Genomic DNA, 17,496 nt, shown 5'->3' with positions numbered 1-17,496 from the left:
ATACAATGAGAAATGTGCTATTCGTTATAAATCTTAGCCTGGATGGCTATTGCGATCATACGACATTTAATCCCAGTGAAGAACTGATGGATTATTTTACAGACCTGATGGGCGAGGTAGGCCTCAATTTTTTCGGCCGTATTACCTATCAAATGATGTTTCCTTATTGGGACGATGTGGCAGCCAATCAATCCGGCACTCCGGAGGAAAACAGGTTTGCTGAAAAGTTTAGTGCTATCGAAAAGTTGGTTGTTTCAAAAACCTTAGCCAGTGCAGGAGAAAATACACGGATCATTCGCAGCAACCCGGCAGCAGCACTCCTGGATCTGAAACAGCAGCCCGGCAAAACCATTTCGGTAGGCAGTGTAAGCATGCTCCCGGAATTGATCACAGCAGGCCTCATCGATGAGTTTCGGATAGTTGTTCACCCGGGAATAGCCTGTAAAGGAAGGCCATTACTGCAGAGCGGCAGCCTTCAGGACACCCTTCATTTAAAGCTGGTCAATACGATTATCTTTAAATCAGGTTGTGTAGCGCATCATTACCTGAAACAATAAGAGCACCTATCAGCCAGCTATCGCCTGGTCTCCTCCTTCATATCGAGGTTTTCATCAAAAGGACTTTTCGTAAAAGGGTACACCAGTTGTTTCATATACCCTTTCGGGAAATGCGTCTCCCGCAGGCCGGTACCTTCCGGCCAGGTCTTACCTGGCAGGTAGTAGGTGCCGAATAGCTTATCAATAAAGGGAAATATGGTGGCGAAGTTCTTTCCATAGTATTTGGGATCTTCGCAGTGGTGCCAGTGATGGTATTGGGGCGTAGCAAAAATGTACTTCAGGAAACCAAAATTGATCCGGGTATTGGCATGAATGAGCACCGCATGGATGGCCATGAAAATGATGTAGGTATTAAAAGTGATCTCCGAAAATCCAAAAACGTACAAGGGAATAAAGGTCATGGACCGGGTGACAAAAATATCCACAAAATGGGTCCTTGATCCGGCCAGCCAATCCATGTTTTTGGTGGAATGGTGTACGGAATGGAAACGCCATAAGTAGGTATGAGAATGGAAAAAGCGGTGCGCAGCAAATTGAAAAAGGTCCGTGATCAGGAAGGCTAAGAAAAGCTCGATCAAATAAGGAAGCTGCTGCACCCAATGCTGTACCTCCGACAGGCCGATCCATCCAAAGAATAGTTTTGCCGGCTGCTGGGTTATCACGCCAAAAACTGGATGAACAAATGACTGATCACAAAATAGAGCAGGTCGGTTCTCCATTCTTCGTGAAACTTGCTTTGCTGCCTGTTTTTAGGAAACACCATTTCAATGGGAACAAAGATCGCGGCCATCAGCAACAGGTCAAGCAATAACCAGTCAACACCCAGGTGCCAACTGTTCTTTTCCACCGGCCGGCCCTGTACCTGTAAACCGCCGAACACAATGGCCCCGGTACAGAGCAGCAAGCCGGTCATGGCCCATTTCTTTTGTTTGCTCAACATAAAACTGATGAGGGCAAAGAGAAAAGAGGCGATGATGGTAGCCGTCAACACGATCTTCATAGACTCACCCGTATATACTTCCCTGAATTGGGGTGTGGTGAGCCACTCCGGGTATTTAAAACAAATAACGCCAGTCAGGGAAAGTAAGCCCAGGAATATCGACGAATAGCCGCTTATTTTCCCTTCGCCAATTCCAAGACGCTGTGCAGGTGTAGCCATAGTAATATATTCAATATTGTAAAGTACAAGAGTAGGTAATTAAACTCCCGGTTGCTGCTTTTATTGCCTGTTTATCAGTCCACAAGGTATAATATACTGCAAGGTATCGATGTCATGTCAGCGCATAAAATAACAATGAACGGATGGTAATAAATTTCTTGTGAATGGTGTAGTGTAAGCCTTGAAGTACGTCATTTCTGCGACTACCTTAGTTCCGGATTTGGTTCCGGGTATCCTGCTTGATCCAGACCTGATGCCGGGCCGTCTTAAGCCAGCCTTAAGGTTGCTTTAAGGTTGGGAGTTAAAGCGCACTTACTAAGGGTTGATATCCTCATCAACTCTTGTAAAGTTTTCCAGGAAAATGCCCTACCCCATTCTCCGTAGCTCCAAGCGGGGGCGCCCGTACTCAACCCGTACCTATCACGTACTGCAACCGTATTTAAGGCGCATTTTCATAAATACGCGCAATCCCTGCGACGCCCTAATTACCCTACAAGGAATAATAAATATTTAATAATCAATAATTTACGCGCTGTTGCCAACAAGTGCTACCCAATCCCCACTCCTCCCAACCCTTAGTACCCCTTAGCCCTTACACAATCTCTCCAAACTGTATTGGCTCGCAGCTCGAAGCTCACCGCTCGCAGCTGTCTTACCCCATATCATTCCCTGATGCACCTGTGGTACACGCCACAGCACTGCCATAGTAGTCCCTGGGTAAGTCCTGGGTTCTCCCTGGTCAGGTCCAGGTGAGCAGTAAAGCAACAGTAAAGGAACAGTAAAGCAATAGTAAAGGAACAGTAAAGCAATAGTAAGACTTCGGGGGTCACATGCAGGCCCAGTGCGGGTTTGTATTGTTTTGGATTGGCAAATCCAGCCCCGGCAGGGGTTTGATCGAAAAGGCGGTATGTAAATTTGTATACAAGATCATTTAAATAGCCATGTAATGGGCTTTCATCAATTTACAACAAAAAGCACTCCCAGCCATCCTTTTCAGGCTAAATTTCTCTAGCTCCCTTCTCCTCAGCAATCAGCCTCAATGAAAACGCCTCCTCCTTTAGTTAATGGGGGCGTCAAAAAAATAGTGCCCAAATGCTGTGGGAATGCAGGGATGTAATTATATTAGCAAATAAGATATTTACTAGTTAATATAATTATACCATGAGTAGCAGACCATCCGAACTGATCGTTCAGTCGTTCCGGAACGCCAGCCGTGCCTATTCCGATGCCTCCGTCCTGATGCACGAAGCCATTGCCCGCAAAGCCGGTTTGTCAGGCACCGACCACAAATACCTGGGCCTTATCATGGACAAAGGAGAGCTGAGTGCCGGCCAATTGGCCGACCTCACTGGCCTCACCACAGGAGCCGTAACCGGACTAATAGACCGCCTGGAAAAGAAGAAACTGGTCAAACGGGAGTTAGATAAAAACGACCGCCGCAAAGTGCTCATCATGCCCAATACTCCCAATGCCATCCGGATGCTGGAGCCCCTGTTTATCAATTTGCAACAGCAAACATCCGCCCTGGTCAGCTCCTTTACCGAAGGAGAAATAGTCACCATCGAACGCTATTTCTCCACTGCCGTAAAAATTATGCAAGGCATTACCGAATCCATGAACGAAAAATAAACAACCAGCCTGAATACGTTTACCACCGGCTTATCCTTCCGTCCCATTTTATAGTACTGGTTGTGATCAGCCACCAGGTACCCTGATTGAGATACTTATCCCTGCCCGCCAGTCAACACAAACAAAACAACATACTTATGGAAAGAGAAACCATACCTGCCAACCAGTTTCGGTTGGGCATCACCATGGCAGGCGCAGCTTCCGCAGGTTGCTATACAGGCGGTGTAATGGATTACCTGTTTGAAATACTGCATACCTGAGTCAGGCCAAAAAGGCCAGCTGGAAGCCTATAAAGCCGTACAACACCTGATTCCTACCCATACCGTGGTGATCGATGCACTGGGCGGCACTTCCGCCGGCGGCATGACGGCCACCATGGCAGCCGTATATGCCCTCAATGGACAGATCAAACCGGTCAACCAACCCGGTGAAGCCAAAGAATGGAAGAACAACCTCTTTTATGATTCCTGGGTGGTAATGGAGGACCTGGACCCCAACGACAAACGCGATACCTTTGAAAAGATATTTGATACCAGTGACCTGGCCGATGGTAAAGTGCGTTCCCTCCTCAATTCCGCTTTTATTGATGCCATTGCCGGTCGCTGCTTTGCTGCCAAACACGATATAGCCACCCAGGCAAAGCAATTGCCCGATTACATTTCACCCAACCTGCAGTTGCTCCTATCCCATTGTCTGCTGCGCGGCATTCCGTTTGATGTACACTTTGAAACACCCATCAGCAAAAAAGGCCGTAAAAGCATACTGCTAACCATACTACTTATGAACATTATGTAGTATCCCAGTATCACCTCAACCAGGGTGTTGCACCCGATCCTGACAAATACCTTTGGTTGAATCCTTATGAAGTGCCATCCATTGCCAATATGCAACTTGCTACCAAGGCTACTGGTGCATTCCCTGCCGGTTTATTGTACAGGGAGTTTACTGCAGACAATTTCAATAAGGCCTACCTGGAAAATGTAATGAAAAGAATTGCCCTGGGCCAACTGGGTACGGAAGACCCTGACCCCGAAAAACGGATCAAACTGAAATACCTGAAGAAAGGATATTCTTCATTCACAGTAGATGGAGGAGCCATCAACAATGAACCTTACCGGGAAGTGATGAGTTTGCTGAAAGACAAATACGCCCCCATCACCGATGAGCGTTATCCGCAATTTGGCGTAGTGATGATCGATCCCTTCCCTGATCAGGGACAATTTAGCGGGCCTTATGAAAAGCCGGCCGACCTGTTGGATGTGGTACCGGCTATCCTCGGTGCGCTGACCGATCAGGCAAGGGTTAAAAGAAGGGAATTGTTGGAAAATGACAGTGCGGATAGCTTCCGAGCTATCATCTTCCCACGGCGGTGGACGATACACCATCCTGAAGGTGGAGAACCTTTTCCATCGCCCGAAAAGCACCCCATTGCTTCTGCGGGGGCCATGGCTTTTGCCGGATTACTGGATATTGAGTTCCGTCAACACGATTTCTTCCTGGGCAGGAACAATGCGCGCAACTTCTTCCGGTACTGGTTTTCCTTTCCTTATGATGAAGCCAATGATATCATTCACCCCATTCACCGCAGCTGGACCCAGGCCATGCGTCAGGCCTTTGCATTTAAGCCCAACGAACGCTCGGACGACTTATTCCTGCCAATAATTCCGGATATCCAACTGCTGCTGGCGCCCCAGCCAACAGAAAAATGGGAGCATCTAAAGCTGACCATCGACCAATTTCCCCAATACGATGCCGACCGTTTATTCCGTTTACGGCCTGCCATGACCAGCCGTTTCCTGCAGATCATCGAGCTGCTGAAAACCCGGGAAGGTAAAAGGAGAACCAAGCCCCCTGGCAGAGGCGTGGATCGATCAATATGCTAAAAAGGGTGGTTTGCCCGGTTAAAAGGAAAGCTAGGCAGCGGCATCACCAATATGGCTTATAAAATGGGAAGAAACCCATTGCCGAAAAGATGACTGATGCCGCCATCAGCATGATCCTGAAAGACCTGGAGAAAACAGGTTGTTTAGCAGAACTGCCAAAGCGGTAACAATACCCGGCAACTGTTTTTGAATGCTATTGCTGGTTATTGTGCTTCGATTAACTTTTTATAGGCATCAGGGCTTAATAATTCCTTCAATTCGTCCTTTTTGTCGATGGACATTTTAATCAGCCAGCCTTCGCCATAAGGATCTTCGTTGATTAAATCGGGTGAATCGATCAAATCTTCATTTAAAGTGTTGATCTTACCTGTTAAAGGAATAAATAATTCTGACACGGATTTGACCGATTCAATGGTTCCAAAATCATTTCCCCGCGTTATTTGCTTTCCTATGGTGGGGATTTCTACAAAAACGATATCACCCAATTGCTTTTGGGCAAATTCTGTGATACCAACAGTAGCCGTATTGCCTTCTACCAGTACCCATTCGTGATCGCGGGTATACTTAAGATTTGCCGGAACATTCATACATGTATTTTTTTGAATAAATAAATCGTCTTTCAGGCGCAATACCCTTTCCTACAACAGCACCTGCTTATTGGACAGGTTTACGGTTACCGGCCCCCTGCCAAATCCTGACTGATTGATCTGCTGCTGCTGCTGCTGTTTTTTGTTTTGCAGCAGTTTCATTTTACCCATAAAACAGGCCCGCGCCATCAGCAACTGCTCCTGCAACCGGCCAGTGTCTAACCGGTAATATACCTGCCCGCCGGGCGCTATCATCTGATGTGGATCGGCGCCCGCCAACAGTTCCCAGTCCGTTCCCCGATCGGGGTGAATGGTCATACCAGCATCATGATGGTTGTAATCGCCGTCTGTAAATGCGACAACCTGATCACCAGCTTGCCTACAGGATCACAGGAAGGCGACCCGTCCTGATCAAATAAAATACCGTTGGCGGATAGCCGGAAACTTTCCAACTCGTTATCAGTACGCAGGTACAGCATATCCCATTCCCTCACCGACCTTGGACATAATAGCAGCGAATCAAGCAACTTGGCGCTGATACCACGCCCTATGCGTAGTTCATCCGTATGTTCGATGGCTTGTAAAAACCGGGTACTCCGTACTGTTGATTTGCGGCGGCCGGCCTGTATCATCCGGTATTTGAAGTCCTGGTCATCATACCCATAATCCTGGATACCTTCATCGTATCCGCGGAATGCATAAAAGTCTTTTTCCATAAGCACAAACGGCCTTGTACATCCCACCATTTCTTGCCGGGACCAATCCAGGGCGGCGCCAGGAAAATATTGTTATCCTTTACAAACAATTTGTTGATATAATGCGCAAATCCTGGTCCCGTATAATTGTCGGCATCCAGGCCGCATAAAATATCCCCTGTGGCCAGTTTAAAGGCCATGTTCTTGGAATGGCTCATCTTAAATACCTCAGGAAAATCAGCTTTGTAGTATTTCAGTATGCCCGATTCCAGGTATTCACCCATTTGGCCTATCACCCATTCATGCATATCATCTTTTGAACCATAGTTCAACAACACAAATTCCAGTTGCGGGTAATCGATATTGTCCTGAATATTCCTCAATAGTGTTTCCTTCAGGTGCTGCGTCCTGTTCATACATACCGTACAGAAGGAGATCCTGTAAAAGGTCATTATTAAAATATTAAATAGAGGCTGATCAATAAATCTCAGGCTATCTACCTGCTTTAGCATGAATGGTAATGGTTGAGGGGAATCAGATGCCAGAAAACTGGGCCGATATGGCATAGGAGTTGCACTAAAAAGGAATAGATATGGATACATACGAAATTACAAGGTTACTTAGATGCCTGCCGGTATTGTTGTAGGAATTAACTATTTGTTACCCCACCCATTTAACACAATAGGACCAGTTGTTGCCAATAGGTTATCTTTCACCGCAGAGCAATCACTCCTCCCCTCCTCCCACTCCATAGGATCAGTATTTCATCATTATTTTAACTACCACAATATGAGAATGATTCTATTGTCTTCCGGTTTGCTCCTGCTGGTCATGGTGCAGCAAGGATGTGTAAGCAATAAAAAGTTTGCTGCTCTAAAAGTGAATACGATGCCCTCCACGAATCCACCCGCGACCTGGGTAGCCGGTACCAAACCTGTCAACAAAACCTGGCCGGCGCTACCGCAAGAGTAAGCAGCCTGGAAGAGCAGATCGCAGGACAAAAAGCGACCCTGGCTTCCCTCCAATCGGCCCTCAACAAATGCCTTAATTCCACCAGCCAGGGCAATGTGAATATTTCCAAACTGGTAGATGAGATCAATGCCTCCAACAAATACATCCAGCACCTGGTGAATACCAAAAACAAAAGCGATTCACTCAATATGGTGCTCACCAACAACCTTACCCGCTCCTTAAGCCGGGAGGAAATGCGGGATGTAGATGTACAGGTATTAAAAGGCGTGGTATATATCTCTTTATCTGATAATATGCTGTACAAATCGGGCAGCTATGAGATCTCCGATAAGGCAGGGGCCACCCTGAGTAAAATAGCGAAGATCATCATGGATTACAAGGATTATGAGGTGCTGATAGAAGGTAATACCGACAATGTACCCATCAGCAAGCCCAATATCCGCAATAACTGGGACCTGAGTACCCTGCGGGCTTCTTCCGTAGTACAGGCTTTACAAAACAATTACCAGGTAGATCCCAAACGCCTTACCGCCGGTGGACGGGGTGAATACAATCCCATAGCCTCCAACGATAACGAAGCTGGCAAGGCCAAAAACCGCCGTACACAGATCATCATCACGCCCAAGCTCGACCAGTTTATGGACCTGATCGGCCAGGCGCCCGAGACTGATAAAAAATAATAAGTTTATAGAGGTGACACCTTTCCCTTGCGACGAAAGCGAAAGGTGTCACCTCTTAGGGTGGATCACCCTACACTTTCTGAAGAAGTGTCACCTCTCGTCCTAAATACCCGGTTATCTGTGGGGAAATCAAAACAGGGGTAGGTAGCGGTTTATCCGCTACATGCCCCTGTTGTTTTATTTTTTCCTGGAGAGGTGACACCTTTACCCTTGCGAGACGGACGAAAGGTGTCACCTCTTGTTGAACGTCTTAGGGTGGGTTGCCCTCTAAGGGCGGCTCACCCTAAACCAAGGGAGCTCGCGTCCTTAGAGCTGAAAAGGTTTTTCTTTCGGTCTTCCCGACTTCCCGACTTTCGGACCCTAAGAAATCTCCATTGAAGACGACTTTTACTATGCCTTACTTTTCCAATTGCGCCAGCGAAAACCAGTTGCCCGAATCGTCTTTGAACAAGGCTTCCAGTCCATAGAACTCTTTTTTGGGTGGCTTGATGAAGTGTACTCCTTTGGCTTTAAGTTCCTCATAAGTGGCATATACATCATCGCAGGTGAGTACGCCACAACCAAAAGTGCCTTTCTTTACCAGTTCACGTAAGGTGTCTGCTGTTTCTTTGGAATACCACATGTGTTCCGTAATAGCCGACAGGTTGATCTCCAATTCCGGTTGACCGGGTGGCGATACGGTGAGCCAGCGATGCCCATTGCCTGCAGGCACCAGCGGTACATCCGTCACCACTTTAAAACCCAGCTTATTCGTGTAAAAATCGAGGGCACTGGCCTGGTCCAATACATAGATGCTTACATGGGTGAAACGGGTGATCATTTGGTAGTCTTTATGTTTAACTATTAAATTGCCGCAGGTGATGGTCCGTATGTTTGTAGGCCAGGTAGCCCACCTGTTCCGTGGTCATTTTGCCAAAAAAATCATGCACAAACCCGTGGTTCACGTACTGCCCATACTGTTCTATCAGCCTTATCCATTCGGCTTTTTGTGCCGCCAGATTGCCACTGCCCGTTACTTTAAAAGGCGTGCTGGTGGGTGTATTGCGTGGAAGGGGCCGCTCATCCTTCAGAAACTTATTTAAGGCACCTTTGCCAAAGAGCTTTCAAGAAAAGATACTTTATTGGGTTGGCTTTTCAATATCCATGCCTCCCAAATGCTACAATGCTTCAGCATCTGGTAGACCGTCATTTTGCCCCATTGCCGTTCGCTGTTTTCGTTTACCTGTTCAATCCTGGCGATGAGCTCATCCCGGGTGGCTTTGTCAAATACTGTTTTCATGACTGTTTTTGCCACAAAGAAAGGCGCGGGAGGCAGACCCCATTTCTCTAAAATTGCTGTTTTTACAGCCAGCCGCTCTGGCGGGCAAAACAGGCGGGGATGAAGCTAAAGGGCGATTCCTGTATTTGCGATTGAAGCACCTGCTGCTGTTTGAGGTAAGCCAGGGGTGTGAGGCCGTGAATGCGTTTGAACAGCGCACTGAACGAGCCCAGGCTTTCAAATCCTACCGCATAACAGGTATCAGATACCGTTTTACCTGCTTTTAACAGTTCCAGCGCTTTTTCCATCCTTACGGCGATCAGGTATTGATGGGGTGTTTTGTGGTAAATGCTTTTGAACTGCCGGATGAAATGGAATTTAGACGAGTATACCTCATCGGCAATATTATTGAGGTCGATCTTGTCGGCATAATGCTGATCAATGAACAGCTTGGCCTGTACCAATCGCCTATACAGGAATATCCTGGGGTATTGTTCTTCTGACTTACCTGTCATTGATCCTTGTTGAATGTGCTGCTAAGTTCGGAAAAAGGGATGGTAATATGACTACCCGGTAAATTAGTCTTGCAGGACGAAAAATTGTGGTAACTTAACATTTCCATAGGCACTATCCCCGTGTCTCGTACAACTTCCCTTTATCTGATTATAGCAAGGTCATTGCTAACTTCTTTTAGTATAATCAACCTCCCATTGGTGTAACTGTATTTTCTAACCTTTAAAATAAAATGTTATGCCTTACTCTCCATTATTCGTAAAACCCTTCAGGGAAGAGTTAACCAATATTGGTGTAAAGGAACTGCTTACTGCTGGTGAAGTAGACAAAGCGATGAACCAATCAGGCACTACCCTGGTGGTCGTCAACAGCGTTTGTGGCTGTGCTGCCGGCACCGCCAGGCCGGCACTGAATCAAGCATTATTGGATGCCGGTAATAAAAACCGGACAGGATGGTATCTGTTTTTGCCGGACAGGATCTGGAGGCTACCGCCCGGTTCAGGCAGCACATCGATGATATTCCCCCTTCCTCCCCCTGCTTTGCTTACTTTAAAAACAAAGACCTGGTGGCCTATATTCCCAAACACAGGATAGAAGGCAGGGAAGCATTTTCACTGGCCCTTGAGCTGCAGGGTATATTTGAAGAAAATGCCTGATACAGATAAATGTAAAGGCCGGTCAACCAACCTGACCGGCCTTGCCTTTCTATATAAGGTTAGCATAATGCCTGTTAATACCTGATCGAAACCCCTATATTGATGGCTGTGCCCCTGCCCTTTGAATAAAAGCCAGGCTGCATAAACCATTGCGCGCGGGCGGGGAAATAATCTTCATTGAACAGGTTCTCTATACCCACACTCAACCGTGTATTGCTGTTGACCTTATAGCTGGCTGCCAGATTAAAGAGATTATAAGCCTTTACTGCTCCTTCATTGCCATTGTAGATACCAGTGGTGGCATTTTTAGTAAAGCGGTTGCGGTTCATGATACCATCCCCTATGGGTACTGGTTTCCCGACAAAGGTGAGTCACCCTGCGGCCCGGCATAGCAGCGCTGCAGGGTGGCCCACCTTCGTTAAAGCGCCCTTCACCTCTTACGCGCTCGTAGCTCACCATTCGGAGATTGCTTTCTCTCAGCTTGCTTCCCCCATAAAAGATATTATCTTGGCCACTGGACACCCTAATACCCCTAAACATTATGAAACTGTTGCATATACTGGCCATCAGCCTGGTATTTTCTATGCCGGCATGGGCCCAAAAAAAGCTTTCCTGCCAATTCAGTGCCAGCAATAAAAAGCAATTCGACAGCGTAGTACGACCACCCTACCTCGTCCTCAACCCGCAGGTCAAAAACAGCCCGGCAGGCTGATCATCCCCCTCACCAATCAAACTTTCAAAGTTTTTACCGATATCAATGTGGATAGTGATATGGGCGAGTTCAGTTACCTGGGCGATATACGCAATACGAAGATCTCCCTCATCCGCAAGATCGAATTGCACAACGAACGTTACTACCTCGTTAACCAGGCAACCGGTATGGTCGATAGCCTGCTAGGCGTACCCGTCTTTGCCTTCAACCTACAGGAGTTTGCCTGCATCAACAATCCCGATACCTGGGAGGATCAACAAATACAGGTGGGGCTCATCAAAGATAACCAGGTCATTGTTAAAGGATATATTCCGCCCAAACCAAAGACCTTCTTTTACAGTGTGGCCCATGCTGGTAAAAATGCCCTCTTTGCCAAAGACGATGATGGCAAATACTGGAAGCTGGTACTGGTAACAGATTAATAATATTCCGTGCAAACGATTGTCCGCTTTTTCCTGTTTGCCAAATGATTATTTTTAGCAGCTACAATATTTTATACGATCCATATGAGCGAATCACCCAACCAATCCCTCAACCGGAGAAACTTCCTGGGTTCCATAACAAGAGCGACTGCCCTGGGCACGGCGGCTTTGGCCCCCTTTTCAGTACTGGCCAAAGAGGAGAAAAAGGAAACTGTTGAAGTTGATCATGTGTTCCTGGCACAGCCTTATCTGCAGGCCATGAGCTCCAATAGCATGACCATCCGTTGGATCACGGCCAGGCCCTGTTATAGCTGGGTAGAATATGGTGAACAAGGCGCTTTTGATAAGAAAGCCCATGCGGTAACTGAAGGTCTGGTGAATGCGTATAACCGCGTACATGAAGTAGTGATCGAAGGTTTGCATCCTGGTAAAACCTACAGCTACCGGGTTGTATCGAAAGACATCAAAGAATTTCAGCCGTATAAATTGACCTATGGGGACAGCATTCAAAGCAATGCCTTCTCCTTTACCACCATTGATCCCACCGCCAAAGAACTAAACTGGCTCATCCTGAATGATATTCACGACCGGCCTGCCTCCTTTGGTCACCTGATGGGATTGAATAAAGACAATCCGTATGATTTTGTGTTCCTCAATGGCGATATGTTCGATTACCAAACCGATGAGCAGCAGATCATTGATCATTTGCTCACACCCTGTACCGCCGCCTTTGCTTCCAACAAACCCATGCTGTTTGTACGGGGCAACCATGAAACACGGGGTAAGTATGCCCGCAACCTGAAAGACTATTTCTCCAATCCCGGCGGACAGTATTTTAGTTTCCAATGGGGACCTGTATTTGCCATTGCCCTTGATACCGGCGAAGACAAAGAAGATACCCATCCTGTGTATGCAGGCATTGTTGATTTTGATGCCTATCGTATCAAACAGGCAGCCTGGCTCGAACAACAGTTGCAGAGCAAGGCTTACAAGAAGGCCAAATACCGCGTGGTGATGATGCATATACCTCCCCATTATTCAGGCAAGGGGCATGGCGCCATGCATTGCCGCGAACTGTTCTCTCCCCTATTCGATAAATACAAAATAGACATTGTGATATCCGGCCATACCCACACCTATGGCGTACATCCGCCCGTGGCGGGCCAGCATAATTATCCGTTGATCATTGGCGGTGGTCCCAACGAAGGCAAGCGCACCCTGATCAGGGTAAACGCCAATCAGCAAAAATTGTCCTTGCAAATGTTGAAAGATGATGGTACCGAGGTGGGACAATATGAGGTGATAGCTAAACGATAAACGCAGGCAGCTATATAGTGCCGGTAAGCCATCCTTACCGGCTTAATTCCGATTTTAGTTTCGTCAACTCACCCAATAAACGGGTTTCTCTTACCGTATTTTCCAACTGTAAAGTTTGGGCTATTTGTACAATCGCCAGGTTCAGCGTCTCGATCTCAGTAGGACGTTTGTGGTTTATATCCTGTAAGGTAGAGATCAGTTGACCATCCGACAGCCTACTGATCATCAGCACCGTTTCCATCACTTCATTCACCGTAAGGCCAATCCCCTGGGCATTGGCAATACCTACACATTCAGTAACTACCCGTTGGGCAATGGCCAGTACAGACGGGCTCCGGTGAAAGATACCATTGTCTATTTCCAGTAAGGGGCAAATGGAATTGAACACACTATTGGCAATTGCTTTTTCCAGATGATGGGTTGAATAGCAGACTCGGCCTTAAAGCCGAAATGCGGACTATTGAGCTGCTCTGCGATGGGATCAACCAGTTGGGCATCGCCTTTTATCAGCCCTACCGGAGAAGCCGTTACGGGCTTAAAGCTGATCTGGTTTTCGGCCATTACCTGGCTGGTCATAAACAATACGCAACGGAATACCTGCGGAAATCCGTTGTCAACAAATACCTGCTCTACACCCAGGCCATTCTGTAATAACACCAGGGGCGAATCGCCTGTTTTCCCCTTCAACCCCTGTGCCAGGCCGGCATTGCCAAAAGATTTATTGGTCAATACGATCAGTCCATTCAATGCGGGCGTATTGCTTAAGGTACTCACTTCAATATTAGCCTCCAGTACGCCCTGCTGCGCAGTGACCACCTGTATCTTTTCACAATAATCAGCCTGGTTGTCAACACTGCCGCGTAGCAGTACAACCTTTCTGTTGTTCAAGGCCATTGTCACTGCCAATACCTTGCCTACTGCTCCGGCGCCAATAATATACACCTGTTGCATAACTTCCTGTTTGTGGTCAGTAAAGGTCTGCCAAATTTCAACACTACAACAGGAGCAGTTTTATCAATTCCAGGGGTATCAGTTGCCCTATCCTTAATCCATAAAAAGGCCCTTACACCTGAACAAACAAGCATAAGGGTCAATTTCTACAAGCACGATCAATAATAGCTATTCAATGTTGTTTAGTTAAGCTGTTTCCCGGAGCTTATCGAAGGGTATTCCCGCCCCGTTAGGGGCACCAGCTTGGTAGAAATGAATGTCAATAAATTTCATTTGCCCTGTAGGGGCAAAACGCTAAACGACATTGAATTATTCATAAACCAAACCAGTCAAACTTTGAGGTCAATCCTTCCTGATCCTGTCGCGTTCTTCGCGCGAACCACTATCTACCTGGCGCTGACTCTTTACTTTGTTATTGCCAAACGATTTGGTATACGTGAGCTTAATAATAAAGCTTCTCCTGGATTCCGGTATCCCATCAATATTACTTGTTAATTTATAGGGCGCCAGGCCAGGCTCCATATACAACCTGTAATGCGTAAGACTAAACAGGTCAGGAGCCGACAAGAGGAAACTACCCTTGTTGTTTTTCAGGTCTTTTTCAGTCCGGCTCCCAGCGATCCAAATCCCCTGCGCTTGTAAGCGCCACTGTAATCCGTGGAATAAAAGAAAGCCGTCAGCTCCGCGGCGAAGCCAGCCGGAAGGGTAAAATATTGCCCCATCCAAATATTGATGACCGGATAGTTTTTAGTGAAATTAGGCGCAGCTGTATAAGCTGTTACAATTTCTTTCCAACCCAGGGAAATGGAATTGTACGTCTTCCACCAGGAAGTGATCGTTAATGGAAAAGAGGACTGCAGGATCACCGACTGCTGGTATTTGAGGTTTTGCGTTACAATTTGGAAACTGCTGTCCGAAGGGCTTTCTATATGTTGGTGTTCGATAAATTGATTCTTGTCTTTACTATATGTCAGTGAAAACAGGTATTGCTTGTACTGGAAGGTGGTCTGTATATTATCCGTAATAGCTGGCCGCAACATCGGGTTGCCCAGGTAAATAGAATAGATGTCGTTAAACGTTACACTGGGTGCAATGGCTGCAAAAGGTGGCCGCGCGATCCTTCGGCTATAAGCCAGCTGAATACTGGAAGCATCAGACAGTTCCCGCCGTACAAAAACAGAAGGGAATAAGTTACCAAAACGCCGGTCGAGCCCGGGTTTCCCGGCCACATCATACCCTACCTGCGTATTGGTATGCTCATACCGTAAGCCCACATTGAACTTGGTTTTATTGTAATCCAGTTCTACAGAAGAATAGGCCGCCTGGATCGATTCCTTCATTTTCATGTTATTGGATATGCCGTTGGCATACTGCCATTCGCCATTGTACATATTCACCAATTCCAGGGCATTTTCAGGGCGCGATTCGGAAGCCTTTACACCTGCCATCAACCGCACATGCGAACTGAAGCGCTTTTCATAATCGGCACTGTACACCCAGATATTGATCGGTGTTTTATTCGTGATCTTTTGCTGTGTAAAAAAGCAGGGTCCTGCGAACTGATATCCTTCCCGTCCTTATTACGGAAAAAATTGACGTAGGAAGAAGGGTTGTTATTCTCATAATAGATATAGTCAACCGCCAGGTTGATCTTTTCATCTTTGCCCAGCGTTCTTTGCAGGTTCACATTGTTAATGACCGTTACCCATTTGTTCTTTTCCGTCATGTCGGCGCCCAGCACCAACAATGAATCTCCATAGATCGTATACCTGGCCCGGGTAATACCCTGGGAAGGCAGCGTATTGAACGAGAGGATGGAACTGGCGGCAATACTGGTCTTTTTATCGATCATATAATCAATGCCTGCTGTAGCATTGTGTACCTGCCGGGTGGAGTTGCGCTCATTCACAAAGTCCGAAGCGCGGTGCCCCTTGCCATCATCATACGGAAACTGGAAACCGCCACGGGCTGTTAGTTTCCAGGATGATTTATCGTACGACCAGTTATACGAACCATATACATTCAGCCTTCCTTTGCGGTGATTGAGGCTAAATCCGGCTACCGATTTAAGGCCCAGTCCATAGCCGGCTGTAAAAGCCACTGACCCATTGGTACCATAATTCTCATCTTTCTTTACCACAATATTGATCACCCCCGCTGCCTTCCGCATCGTATTTGGCTGGCGGCACTGGCAGCAACTCGATCTTTTCAATATTATTGGCACTCATACCATCCAGCATATTGTTGATCTCCGAGGCCGATAGGCGAAGCACCCGGTCATTGATCATCACCAATACACTACTTTTCCCATTGAGTACGATCCGGTTGTTTTGCCGGTCGATCAGTACCCCCGGCGATCTTTCCAGCACACCCAGTACCGAACTGCCTTTGGATAAAATACTACTCTGTACGTTGACGATCGTTTTGGTCATATCCTGCTGGAACAGCGGTTTCGAGGCGCGTACTACTACCTCTTCCATTTCCCCCACATTTTTTTCCATTACCTGCAGGTCGAGGTGTTTATCTCCTTGGTTGCTATTGACCTCAAAGCTGGGTGAACTAAAGGTTTTGAAACCTACGGCACTGTATTGCAGGAAATAATGGCCATTAATGGCCACTTCCAGGGCATATTCCCCGTTCATTGGCCATGCTTCCTTTGGCAAGACTGGTATCGCTGGCCTTTAACAGGTATACATTGGCAAATGCCAGTGGCTTGCCATCGGCCTGGGCAATTTTGCCGGTTAGCCGCGCCTGGCCCAGCACAGGACCATACAGGCATAGGAGGGCAAGGCTCCATAATAAGCTTCTCATAATTGGCGTATTTGGCTGGTGATAGATTATTTGAAATTGAATAAGCCCCGTTGGTGCTTCCGCATCCGGAAGGCTACAAAGGCGGTTATTTCTTTCAGATGGAAGTAGATATTGTTATTGAGTACATGACTAAACGAAACACCCGGACCGGTGCCATAAGAATGCCCCGGGTAGATCCGCACAGCGGGGTCAATATGCCGGCGCAACTGTTGCAAGCTGTTGTACATATCAACCGGATCACTCCCCTGCCCAAAGCACATACCACATCCCTCAGGGAACAAGGTATCGCCCGTAAAAGATGATCTGTTACCTGGTAACAAACCCCGCCCCTGGTATGGCCGGGCGTATGCCAGGGAAAAACACTAAGTTGACCAAAGCTCAATACATGACCAGGCGTAAAGGGTTGAAGCCGGTCGCAGGTAAAGCCATGATACGCCTGTTCAATAGCACTCATGAATACCGGCACCTGAAAGCAGTTGGCAAAGAAGGAAGCCAGTGCCGTATGATCCTGGTGATGATGCGATAACAGGATGGCTTTAATGGAGCAGTTGGATTGCCTTATCTGCTCCAGGATCACATCGGCTTCTGCGCCGGGATCTATCAACAGCGCCTCCCTGCTGGCCCGGTGCACTACCAGGTAAGTATAATTAATGAGCGTGGCCCGGCGTACACGCAAGGGGTATACCAGTATCAT

At 47.1% G+C, this 17,496-nt stretch carries 29 protein-coding genes and 1 pseudogene; 12 read left to right on the top strand and 18 right to left on the bottom strand.

Translation table 11 applies throughout. The annotated features are described in order from the left end of the window. Nucleotides 1-5 precede the first annotated feature (5 nt). The gene (locus RS881_RS24155) at nt 6-557 is read left to right on the top strand and encodes a dihydrofolate reductase family protein (protein WP_315823435.1); all 552 of its coding nucleotides are present in this window, start codon (nt 6-8) and stop codon (nt 555-557) included. 17 nt (nt 558-574) lie between these two features. Here RS881_RS24155 and RS881_RS24150 read toward each other — a convergent pair whose 3' ends face one another. Then, nucleotides 575-1,219 carry a sterol desaturase family protein gene (locus tag RS881_RS24150; protein WP_315823434.1) on the bottom strand — a complete coding sequence of 215 codons (645 nt, stop codon included), beginning with the start codon at nt 1,217-1,219 and terminating at the stop codon, nt 575-577. Next, a complete protein-coding gene (locus RS881_RS24145) occupies nt 1,216-1,716 on the bottom strand; it encodes a hypothetical protein (protein WP_315823433.1) in 501 nt (166 codons plus the stop codon). The genes RS881_RS24150 and RS881_RS24145 overlap by 4 nt, the downstream gene beginning before the upstream one ends. 1,161 nt (nt 1,717-2,877) lie before the next feature. On the opposite strand from RS881_RS24145, the gene RS881_RS24140 reads away from it, so the two are divergent. The 4 genes from RS881_RS24140 (at nt 2,878) to RS881_RS24125 (ending at nt 5,228) form a co-directional block, all read left to right on the top strand. Then, nucleotides 2,878-3,345: a MarR family winged helix-turn-helix transcriptional regulator gene (locus RS881_RS24140; protein WP_315823432.1), complete on the top strand. Its 468-nt coding sequence runs from the start codon at nt 2,878-2,880 to the stop codon at nt 3,343-3,345. A 137-nt stretch (nt 3,346-3,482) separates the two neighbouring features. Continuing rightward, nucleotides 3,483-3,605, top strand: a complete 123-nt coding sequence (locus tag RS881_RS24135; protein ID WP_315823431.1) for a hypothetical protein — start codon at nt 3,483-3,485, stop codon at nt 3,603-3,605. Continuing rightward, nucleotides 3,586-4,140 carry a patatin-like phospholipase domain-containing protein gene (locus RS881_RS24130; protein ID WP_315823430.1) on the top strand — a complete coding sequence of 185 codons (555 nt, stop codon included), beginning with the start codon at nt 3,586-3,588 and terminating at the stop codon, nt 4,138-4,140. The genes RS881_RS24135 and RS881_RS24130 overlap by 20 nt, the downstream gene beginning before the upstream one ends. Before the next feature lie 56 nt (nt 4,141-4,196). Further along, nucleotides 4,197-5,228, top strand: a complete 1,032-nt coding sequence (locus tag RS881_RS24125; RefSeq protein ID WP_315823429.1) for a hypothetical protein — start codon at nt 4,197-4,199, stop codon at nt 5,226-5,228. A gap of 203 nt (nt 5,229-5,431) precedes the next feature. On the opposite strand, the gene gcvH is transcribed toward RS881_RS24125, so the two are convergent. The 4 genes from gcvH to RS881_RS24105 are packed head-to-tail and all read right to left on the bottom strand — an operon-like array spanning nt 5,432 to nt 6,962. Next, on the bottom strand, nt 5,432-5,857 hold the full coding sequence (gcvH, locus tag RS881_RS24120) for a glycine cleavage system protein GcvH (RefSeq protein ID WP_315823428.1): 426 nt from the start codon (nt 5,855-5,857) through the stop codon (nt 5,432-5,434). 9 nt (nt 5,858-5,866) lie between these two features. Then, entirely contained in the window at nt 5,867-6,133 is a 267-nt protein-coding gene (locus tag RS881_RS24115; RefSeq protein ID WP_315823427.1) for a hypothetical protein, read from the bottom strand. Beyond that, the gene (locus RS881_RS24110; RefSeq protein ID WP_315823426.1) at nt 6,130-6,447 is read right to left on the bottom strand and encodes a hypothetical protein; all 318 of its coding nucleotides are present in this window, start codon (nt 6,445-6,447) and stop codon (nt 6,130-6,132) included. The genes RS881_RS24115 and RS881_RS24110 overlap by 4 nt, the downstream gene beginning before the upstream one ends. Next, on the bottom strand, nt 6,444-6,962 hold the full coding sequence (locus tag RS881_RS24105; RefSeq protein WP_315823425.1) for a glycosyltransferase: 519 nt from the start codon (nt 6,960-6,962) through the stop codon (nt 6,444-6,446). Before RS881_RS24105 ends, RS881_RS24110 begins: the two co-directional genes overlap by 4 nt. A 337-nt stretch (nt 6,963-7,299) precedes the next feature. Between RS881_RS24105 and RS881_RS24100 the strand changes: the two genes are divergently transcribed. Both RS881_RS24100 and RS881_RS24095 read left to right on the top strand, forming a co-directional pair. Next, nucleotides 7,300-7,482 carry a hypothetical protein gene (locus RS881_RS24100; protein WP_315823424.1) on the top strand — a complete coding sequence of 61 codons (183 nt, stop codon included), beginning with the start codon at nt 7,300-7,302 and terminating at the stop codon, nt 7,480-7,482. Between the two features lie 95 nt (nt 7,483-7,577). Next, complete coding sequence (locus tag RS881_RS24095; RefSeq protein ID WP_315823423.1) at nt 7,578-8,162, top strand: OmpA/MotB family protein; 585 nt, start codon at nt 7,578-7,580, stop codon at nt 8,160-8,162. A gap of 397 nt (nt 8,163-8,559) precedes the next feature. Here the strand turns inward: RS881_RS24095 and RS881_RS24090 are convergent, their stop codons facing one another. The 3 genes from RS881_RS24090 to RS881_RS24080 form a co-directional block, all read right to left on the bottom strand. Then, nucleotides 8,560-8,982, bottom strand: a complete 423-nt coding sequence (locus RS881_RS24090; RefSeq protein ID WP_315823422.1) for a VOC family protein — start codon at nt 8,980-8,982, stop codon at nt 8,560-8,562. Nucleotides 8,983-9,240: 258 nt separating this feature from the next. Beyond that, nucleotides 9,241-9,441, bottom strand: a complete 201-nt coding sequence (locus RS881_RS24085; RefSeq protein WP_315823421.1) for a hypothetical protein — start codon at nt 9,439-9,441, stop codon at nt 9,241-9,243. 62 nt (nt 9,442-9,503) lie between these two features. After that, nucleotides 9,504-9,935, bottom strand: a complete 432-nt coding sequence (locus tag RS881_RS24080) for a helix-turn-helix domain-containing protein (RefSeq protein WP_315823420.1) — start codon at nt 9,933-9,935, stop codon at nt 9,504-9,506. A gap of 235 nt (nt 9,936-10,170) precedes the next feature. Here RS881_RS24080 and RS881_RS59935 point away from each other — a divergent pair. Further along, nucleotides 10,171-10,305, top strand: a pseudogene (locus RS881_RS59935) (BrxA/BrxB family bacilliredoxin); the annotation flags it as partial. Nucleotides 10,306-10,385: 80 nt separating this feature from the next. Then, nucleotides 10,386-10,589 carry a BrxA/BrxB family bacilliredoxin gene (locus RS881_RS24070; protein ID WP_315823418.1) on the top strand — a complete coding sequence of 68 codons (204 nt, stop codon included), beginning with the start codon at nt 10,386-10,388 and terminating at the stop codon, nt 10,587-10,589. A gap of 74 nt (nt 10,590-10,663) precedes the next feature. Here the strand turns inward: RS881_RS24070 and RS881_RS24065 are convergent, their stop codons facing one another. After that, the gene (locus tag RS881_RS24065) at nt 10,664-10,918 is read right to left on the bottom strand and encodes a TonB-dependent receptor (protein ID WP_315823417.1); all 255 of its coding nucleotides are present in this window, start codon (nt 10,916-10,918) and stop codon (nt 10,664-10,666) included. A 212-nt stretch (nt 10,919-11,130) separates the two neighbouring features. Here RS881_RS24065 and RS881_RS24060 point away from each other — a divergent pair, with 212 nt between their 5' ends. The 3 genes from RS881_RS24060 (at nt 11,131) to RS881_RS24050 (ending at nt 13,040) form a co-directional block, all read left to right on the top strand. Beyond that, complete coding sequence (locus RS881_RS24060) at nt 11,131-11,301, top strand: hypothetical protein (protein ID WP_315823416.1); 171 nt, start codon at nt 11,131-11,133, stop codon at nt 11,299-11,301. A gap of 47 nt (nt 11,302-11,348) precedes the next feature. Beyond that, nucleotides 11,349-11,723, top strand: coding sequence for a hypothetical protein (locus tag RS881_RS24055; protein ID WP_315823415.1), 375 nt, complete (start codon nt 11,349-11,351; stop codon nt 11,721-11,723). A gap of 84 nt (nt 11,724-11,807) precedes the next feature. Beyond that, complete coding sequence (locus RS881_RS24050) at nt 11,808-13,040, top strand: purple acid phosphatase family protein (protein WP_315823414.1); 1,233 nt, start codon at nt 11,808-11,810, stop codon at nt 13,038-13,040. 34 nt (nt 13,041-13,074) lie between these two features. Here the strand turns inward: RS881_RS24050 and RS881_RS24045 are convergent, their stop codons facing one another. From RS881_RS24045 to RS881_RS24010, 8 genes are all read right to left on the bottom strand, one after another. Beyond that, nucleotides 13,075-13,428, bottom strand: a complete 354-nt coding sequence (locus tag RS881_RS24045; RefSeq protein ID WP_315823413.1) for a ketopantoate reductase family protein — start codon at nt 13,426-13,428, stop codon at nt 13,075-13,077. Next, nucleotides 13,395-13,991 carry a ketopantoate reductase family protein gene (locus tag RS881_RS24040; protein WP_315823412.1) on the bottom strand — a complete coding sequence of 199 codons (597 nt, stop codon included), beginning with the start codon at nt 13,989-13,991 and terminating at the stop codon, nt 13,395-13,397. Before RS881_RS24040 ends, RS881_RS24045 begins: the two co-directional genes overlap by 34 nt. 342 nt (nt 13,992-14,333) lie before the next feature. After that, the gene (locus RS881_RS24035) at nt 14,334-14,558 is read right to left on the bottom strand and encodes a hypothetical protein (protein WP_315823411.1); all 225 of its coding nucleotides are present in this window, start codon (nt 14,556-14,558) and stop codon (nt 14,334-14,336) included. A 23-nt stretch (nt 14,559-14,581) separates the two neighbouring features. Then, nucleotides 14,582-15,487 carry an outer membrane beta-barrel family protein gene (locus RS881_RS24030; RefSeq protein WP_315823410.1) on the bottom strand — a complete coding sequence of 302 codons (906 nt, stop codon included), beginning with the start codon at nt 15,485-15,487 and terminating at the stop codon, nt 14,582-14,584. After that, complete coding sequence (locus RS881_RS24025) at nt 15,439-16,161, bottom strand: TonB-dependent receptor (RefSeq protein ID WP_315823409.1); 723 nt, start codon at nt 16,159-16,161, stop codon at nt 15,439-15,441. The genes RS881_RS24030 and RS881_RS24025 overlap by 49 nt, the downstream gene beginning before the upstream one ends. Next, nucleotides 16,115-16,633, bottom strand: a complete 519-nt coding sequence (locus tag RS881_RS24020) for a peptidase associated/transthyretin-like domain-containing protein (protein WP_315823408.1) — start codon at nt 16,631-16,633, stop codon at nt 16,115-16,117. Before RS881_RS24020 ends, RS881_RS24025 begins: the two co-directional genes overlap by 47 nt. Further along, nucleotides 16,599-16,802: a hypothetical protein gene (locus RS881_RS24015; RefSeq protein ID WP_315823407.1), complete on the bottom strand. Its 204-nt coding sequence runs from the start codon at nt 16,800-16,802 to the stop codon at nt 16,599-16,601. The genes RS881_RS24020 and RS881_RS24015 overlap by 35 nt, the downstream gene beginning before the upstream one ends. A gap of 94 nt (nt 16,803-16,896) precedes the next feature. Continuing rightward, nucleotides 16,897-17,496, bottom strand: a complete 600-nt coding sequence (locus RS881_RS24010) for an MBL fold metallo-hydrolase (protein ID WP_315823406.1) — start codon at nt 17,494-17,496, stop codon at nt 16,897-16,899.

Source organism: Paraflavitalea speifideaquila, from assembly GCF_032395985.1.
Lineage (GTDB): Bacteria > Bacteroidota > Bacteroidia > Chitinophagales > Chitinophagaceae > Paraflavitalea > Paraflavitalea speifideaquila.
Note: the sequence above shows the minus strand (reverse complement) of the source record. Positions and strands in the feature narration are given on the sequence as shown.

Bases quoted from the DNA above. Each gene is read 5' to 3' on its own strand.
- RS881_RS24020 (WP_315823408.1), bottom strand. From the start codon at position 16,633: ATGAACGGGGAATATGCCCTGGAAGTGGCCATTAATGGCCATTATTTC.
- RS881_RS24155 (WP_315823435.1), top strand. From the start codon at position 6: ATGAGAAATGTGCTATTCGTTATAAATCTTAGCCTGGATGGCTATTGC.
- RS881_RS24015 (WP_315823407.1), bottom strand. From the start codon at position 16,802: ATGAGAAGCTTATTATGGAGCCTTGCCCTCCTATGCCTGTATGGTCCT.
- RS881_RS24025 (WP_315823409.1), bottom strand. From the start codon at position 16,161: ATGCGGAAGGCAGCGGGGGTGATCAATATTGTGGTAAAGAAAGATGAG.
- RS881_RS24085 (WP_315823421.1), bottom strand. From the start codon at position 9,441: ATGAAAACAGTATTTGACAAAGCCACCCGGGATGAGCTCATCGCCAGG.
- RS881_RS24050 (WP_315823414.1), top strand. From the start codon at position 11,808: ATGAGCGAATCACCCAACCAATCCCTCAACCGGAGAAACTTCCTGGGT.
- RS881_RS24115 (WP_315823427.1), bottom strand. From the start codon at position 6,133: ATGACCATTCACCCCGATCGGGGAACGGACTGGGAACTGTTGGCGGGC.
- RS881_RS24010 (WP_315823406.1), bottom strand. From the start codon at position 17,496: ATGATACTGGTATACCCCTTGCGTGTACGCCGGGCCACGCTCATTAAT.
- RS881_RS24070 (WP_315823418.1), top strand. From the start codon at position 10,386: ATGGTATCTGTTTTTGCCGGACAGGATCTGGAGGCTACCGCCCGGTTC.
- RS881_RS24090 (WP_315823422.1), bottom strand. From the start codon at position 8,982: ATGATCACCCGTTTCACCCATGTAAGCATCTATGTATTGGACCAGGCC.
- RS881_RS24065 (WP_315823417.1), bottom strand. From the start codon at position 10,918: ATGAACCGCAACCGCTTTACTAAAAATGCCACCACTGGTATCTACAAT.
- RS881_RS24100 (WP_315823424.1), top strand. From the start codon at position 7,300: ATGAGAATGATTCTATTGTCTTCCGGTTTGCTCCTGCTGGTCATGGTG.
- RS881_RS24110 (WP_315823426.1), bottom strand. From the start codon at position 6,447: ATGATACAGGCCGGCCGCCGCAAATCAACAGTACGGAGTACCCGGTTT.
- RS881_RS24060 (WP_315823416.1), top strand. From the start codon at position 11,131: ATGAAACTGTTGCATATACTGGCCATCAGCCTGGTATTTTCTATGCCG.
- RS881_RS24140 (WP_315823432.1), top strand. From the start codon at position 2,878: ATGAGTAGCAGACCATCCGAACTGATCGTTCAGTCGTTCCGGAACGCC.
- RS881_RS24135 (WP_315823431.1), top strand. From the start codon at position 3,483: ATGGAAAGAGAAACCATACCTGCCAACCAGTTTCGGTTGGGCATCACC.
- RS881_RS24105 (WP_315823425.1), bottom strand. From the start codon at position 6,962: ATGACCTTTTACAGGATCTCCTTCTGTACGGTATGTATGAACAGGACG.
- RS881_RS24080 (WP_315823420.1), bottom strand. From the start codon at position 9,935: ATGACAGGTAAGTCAGAAGAACAATACCCCAGGATATTCCTGTATAGG.
- RS881_RS24040 (WP_315823412.1), bottom strand. From the start codon at position 13,991: ATGCAACAGGTGTATATTATTGGCGCCGGAGCAGTAGGCAAGGTATTG.
- RS881_RS24145 (WP_315823433.1), bottom strand. From the start codon at position 1,716: ATGGCTACACCTGCACAGCGTCTTGGAATTGGCGAAGGGAAAATAAGC.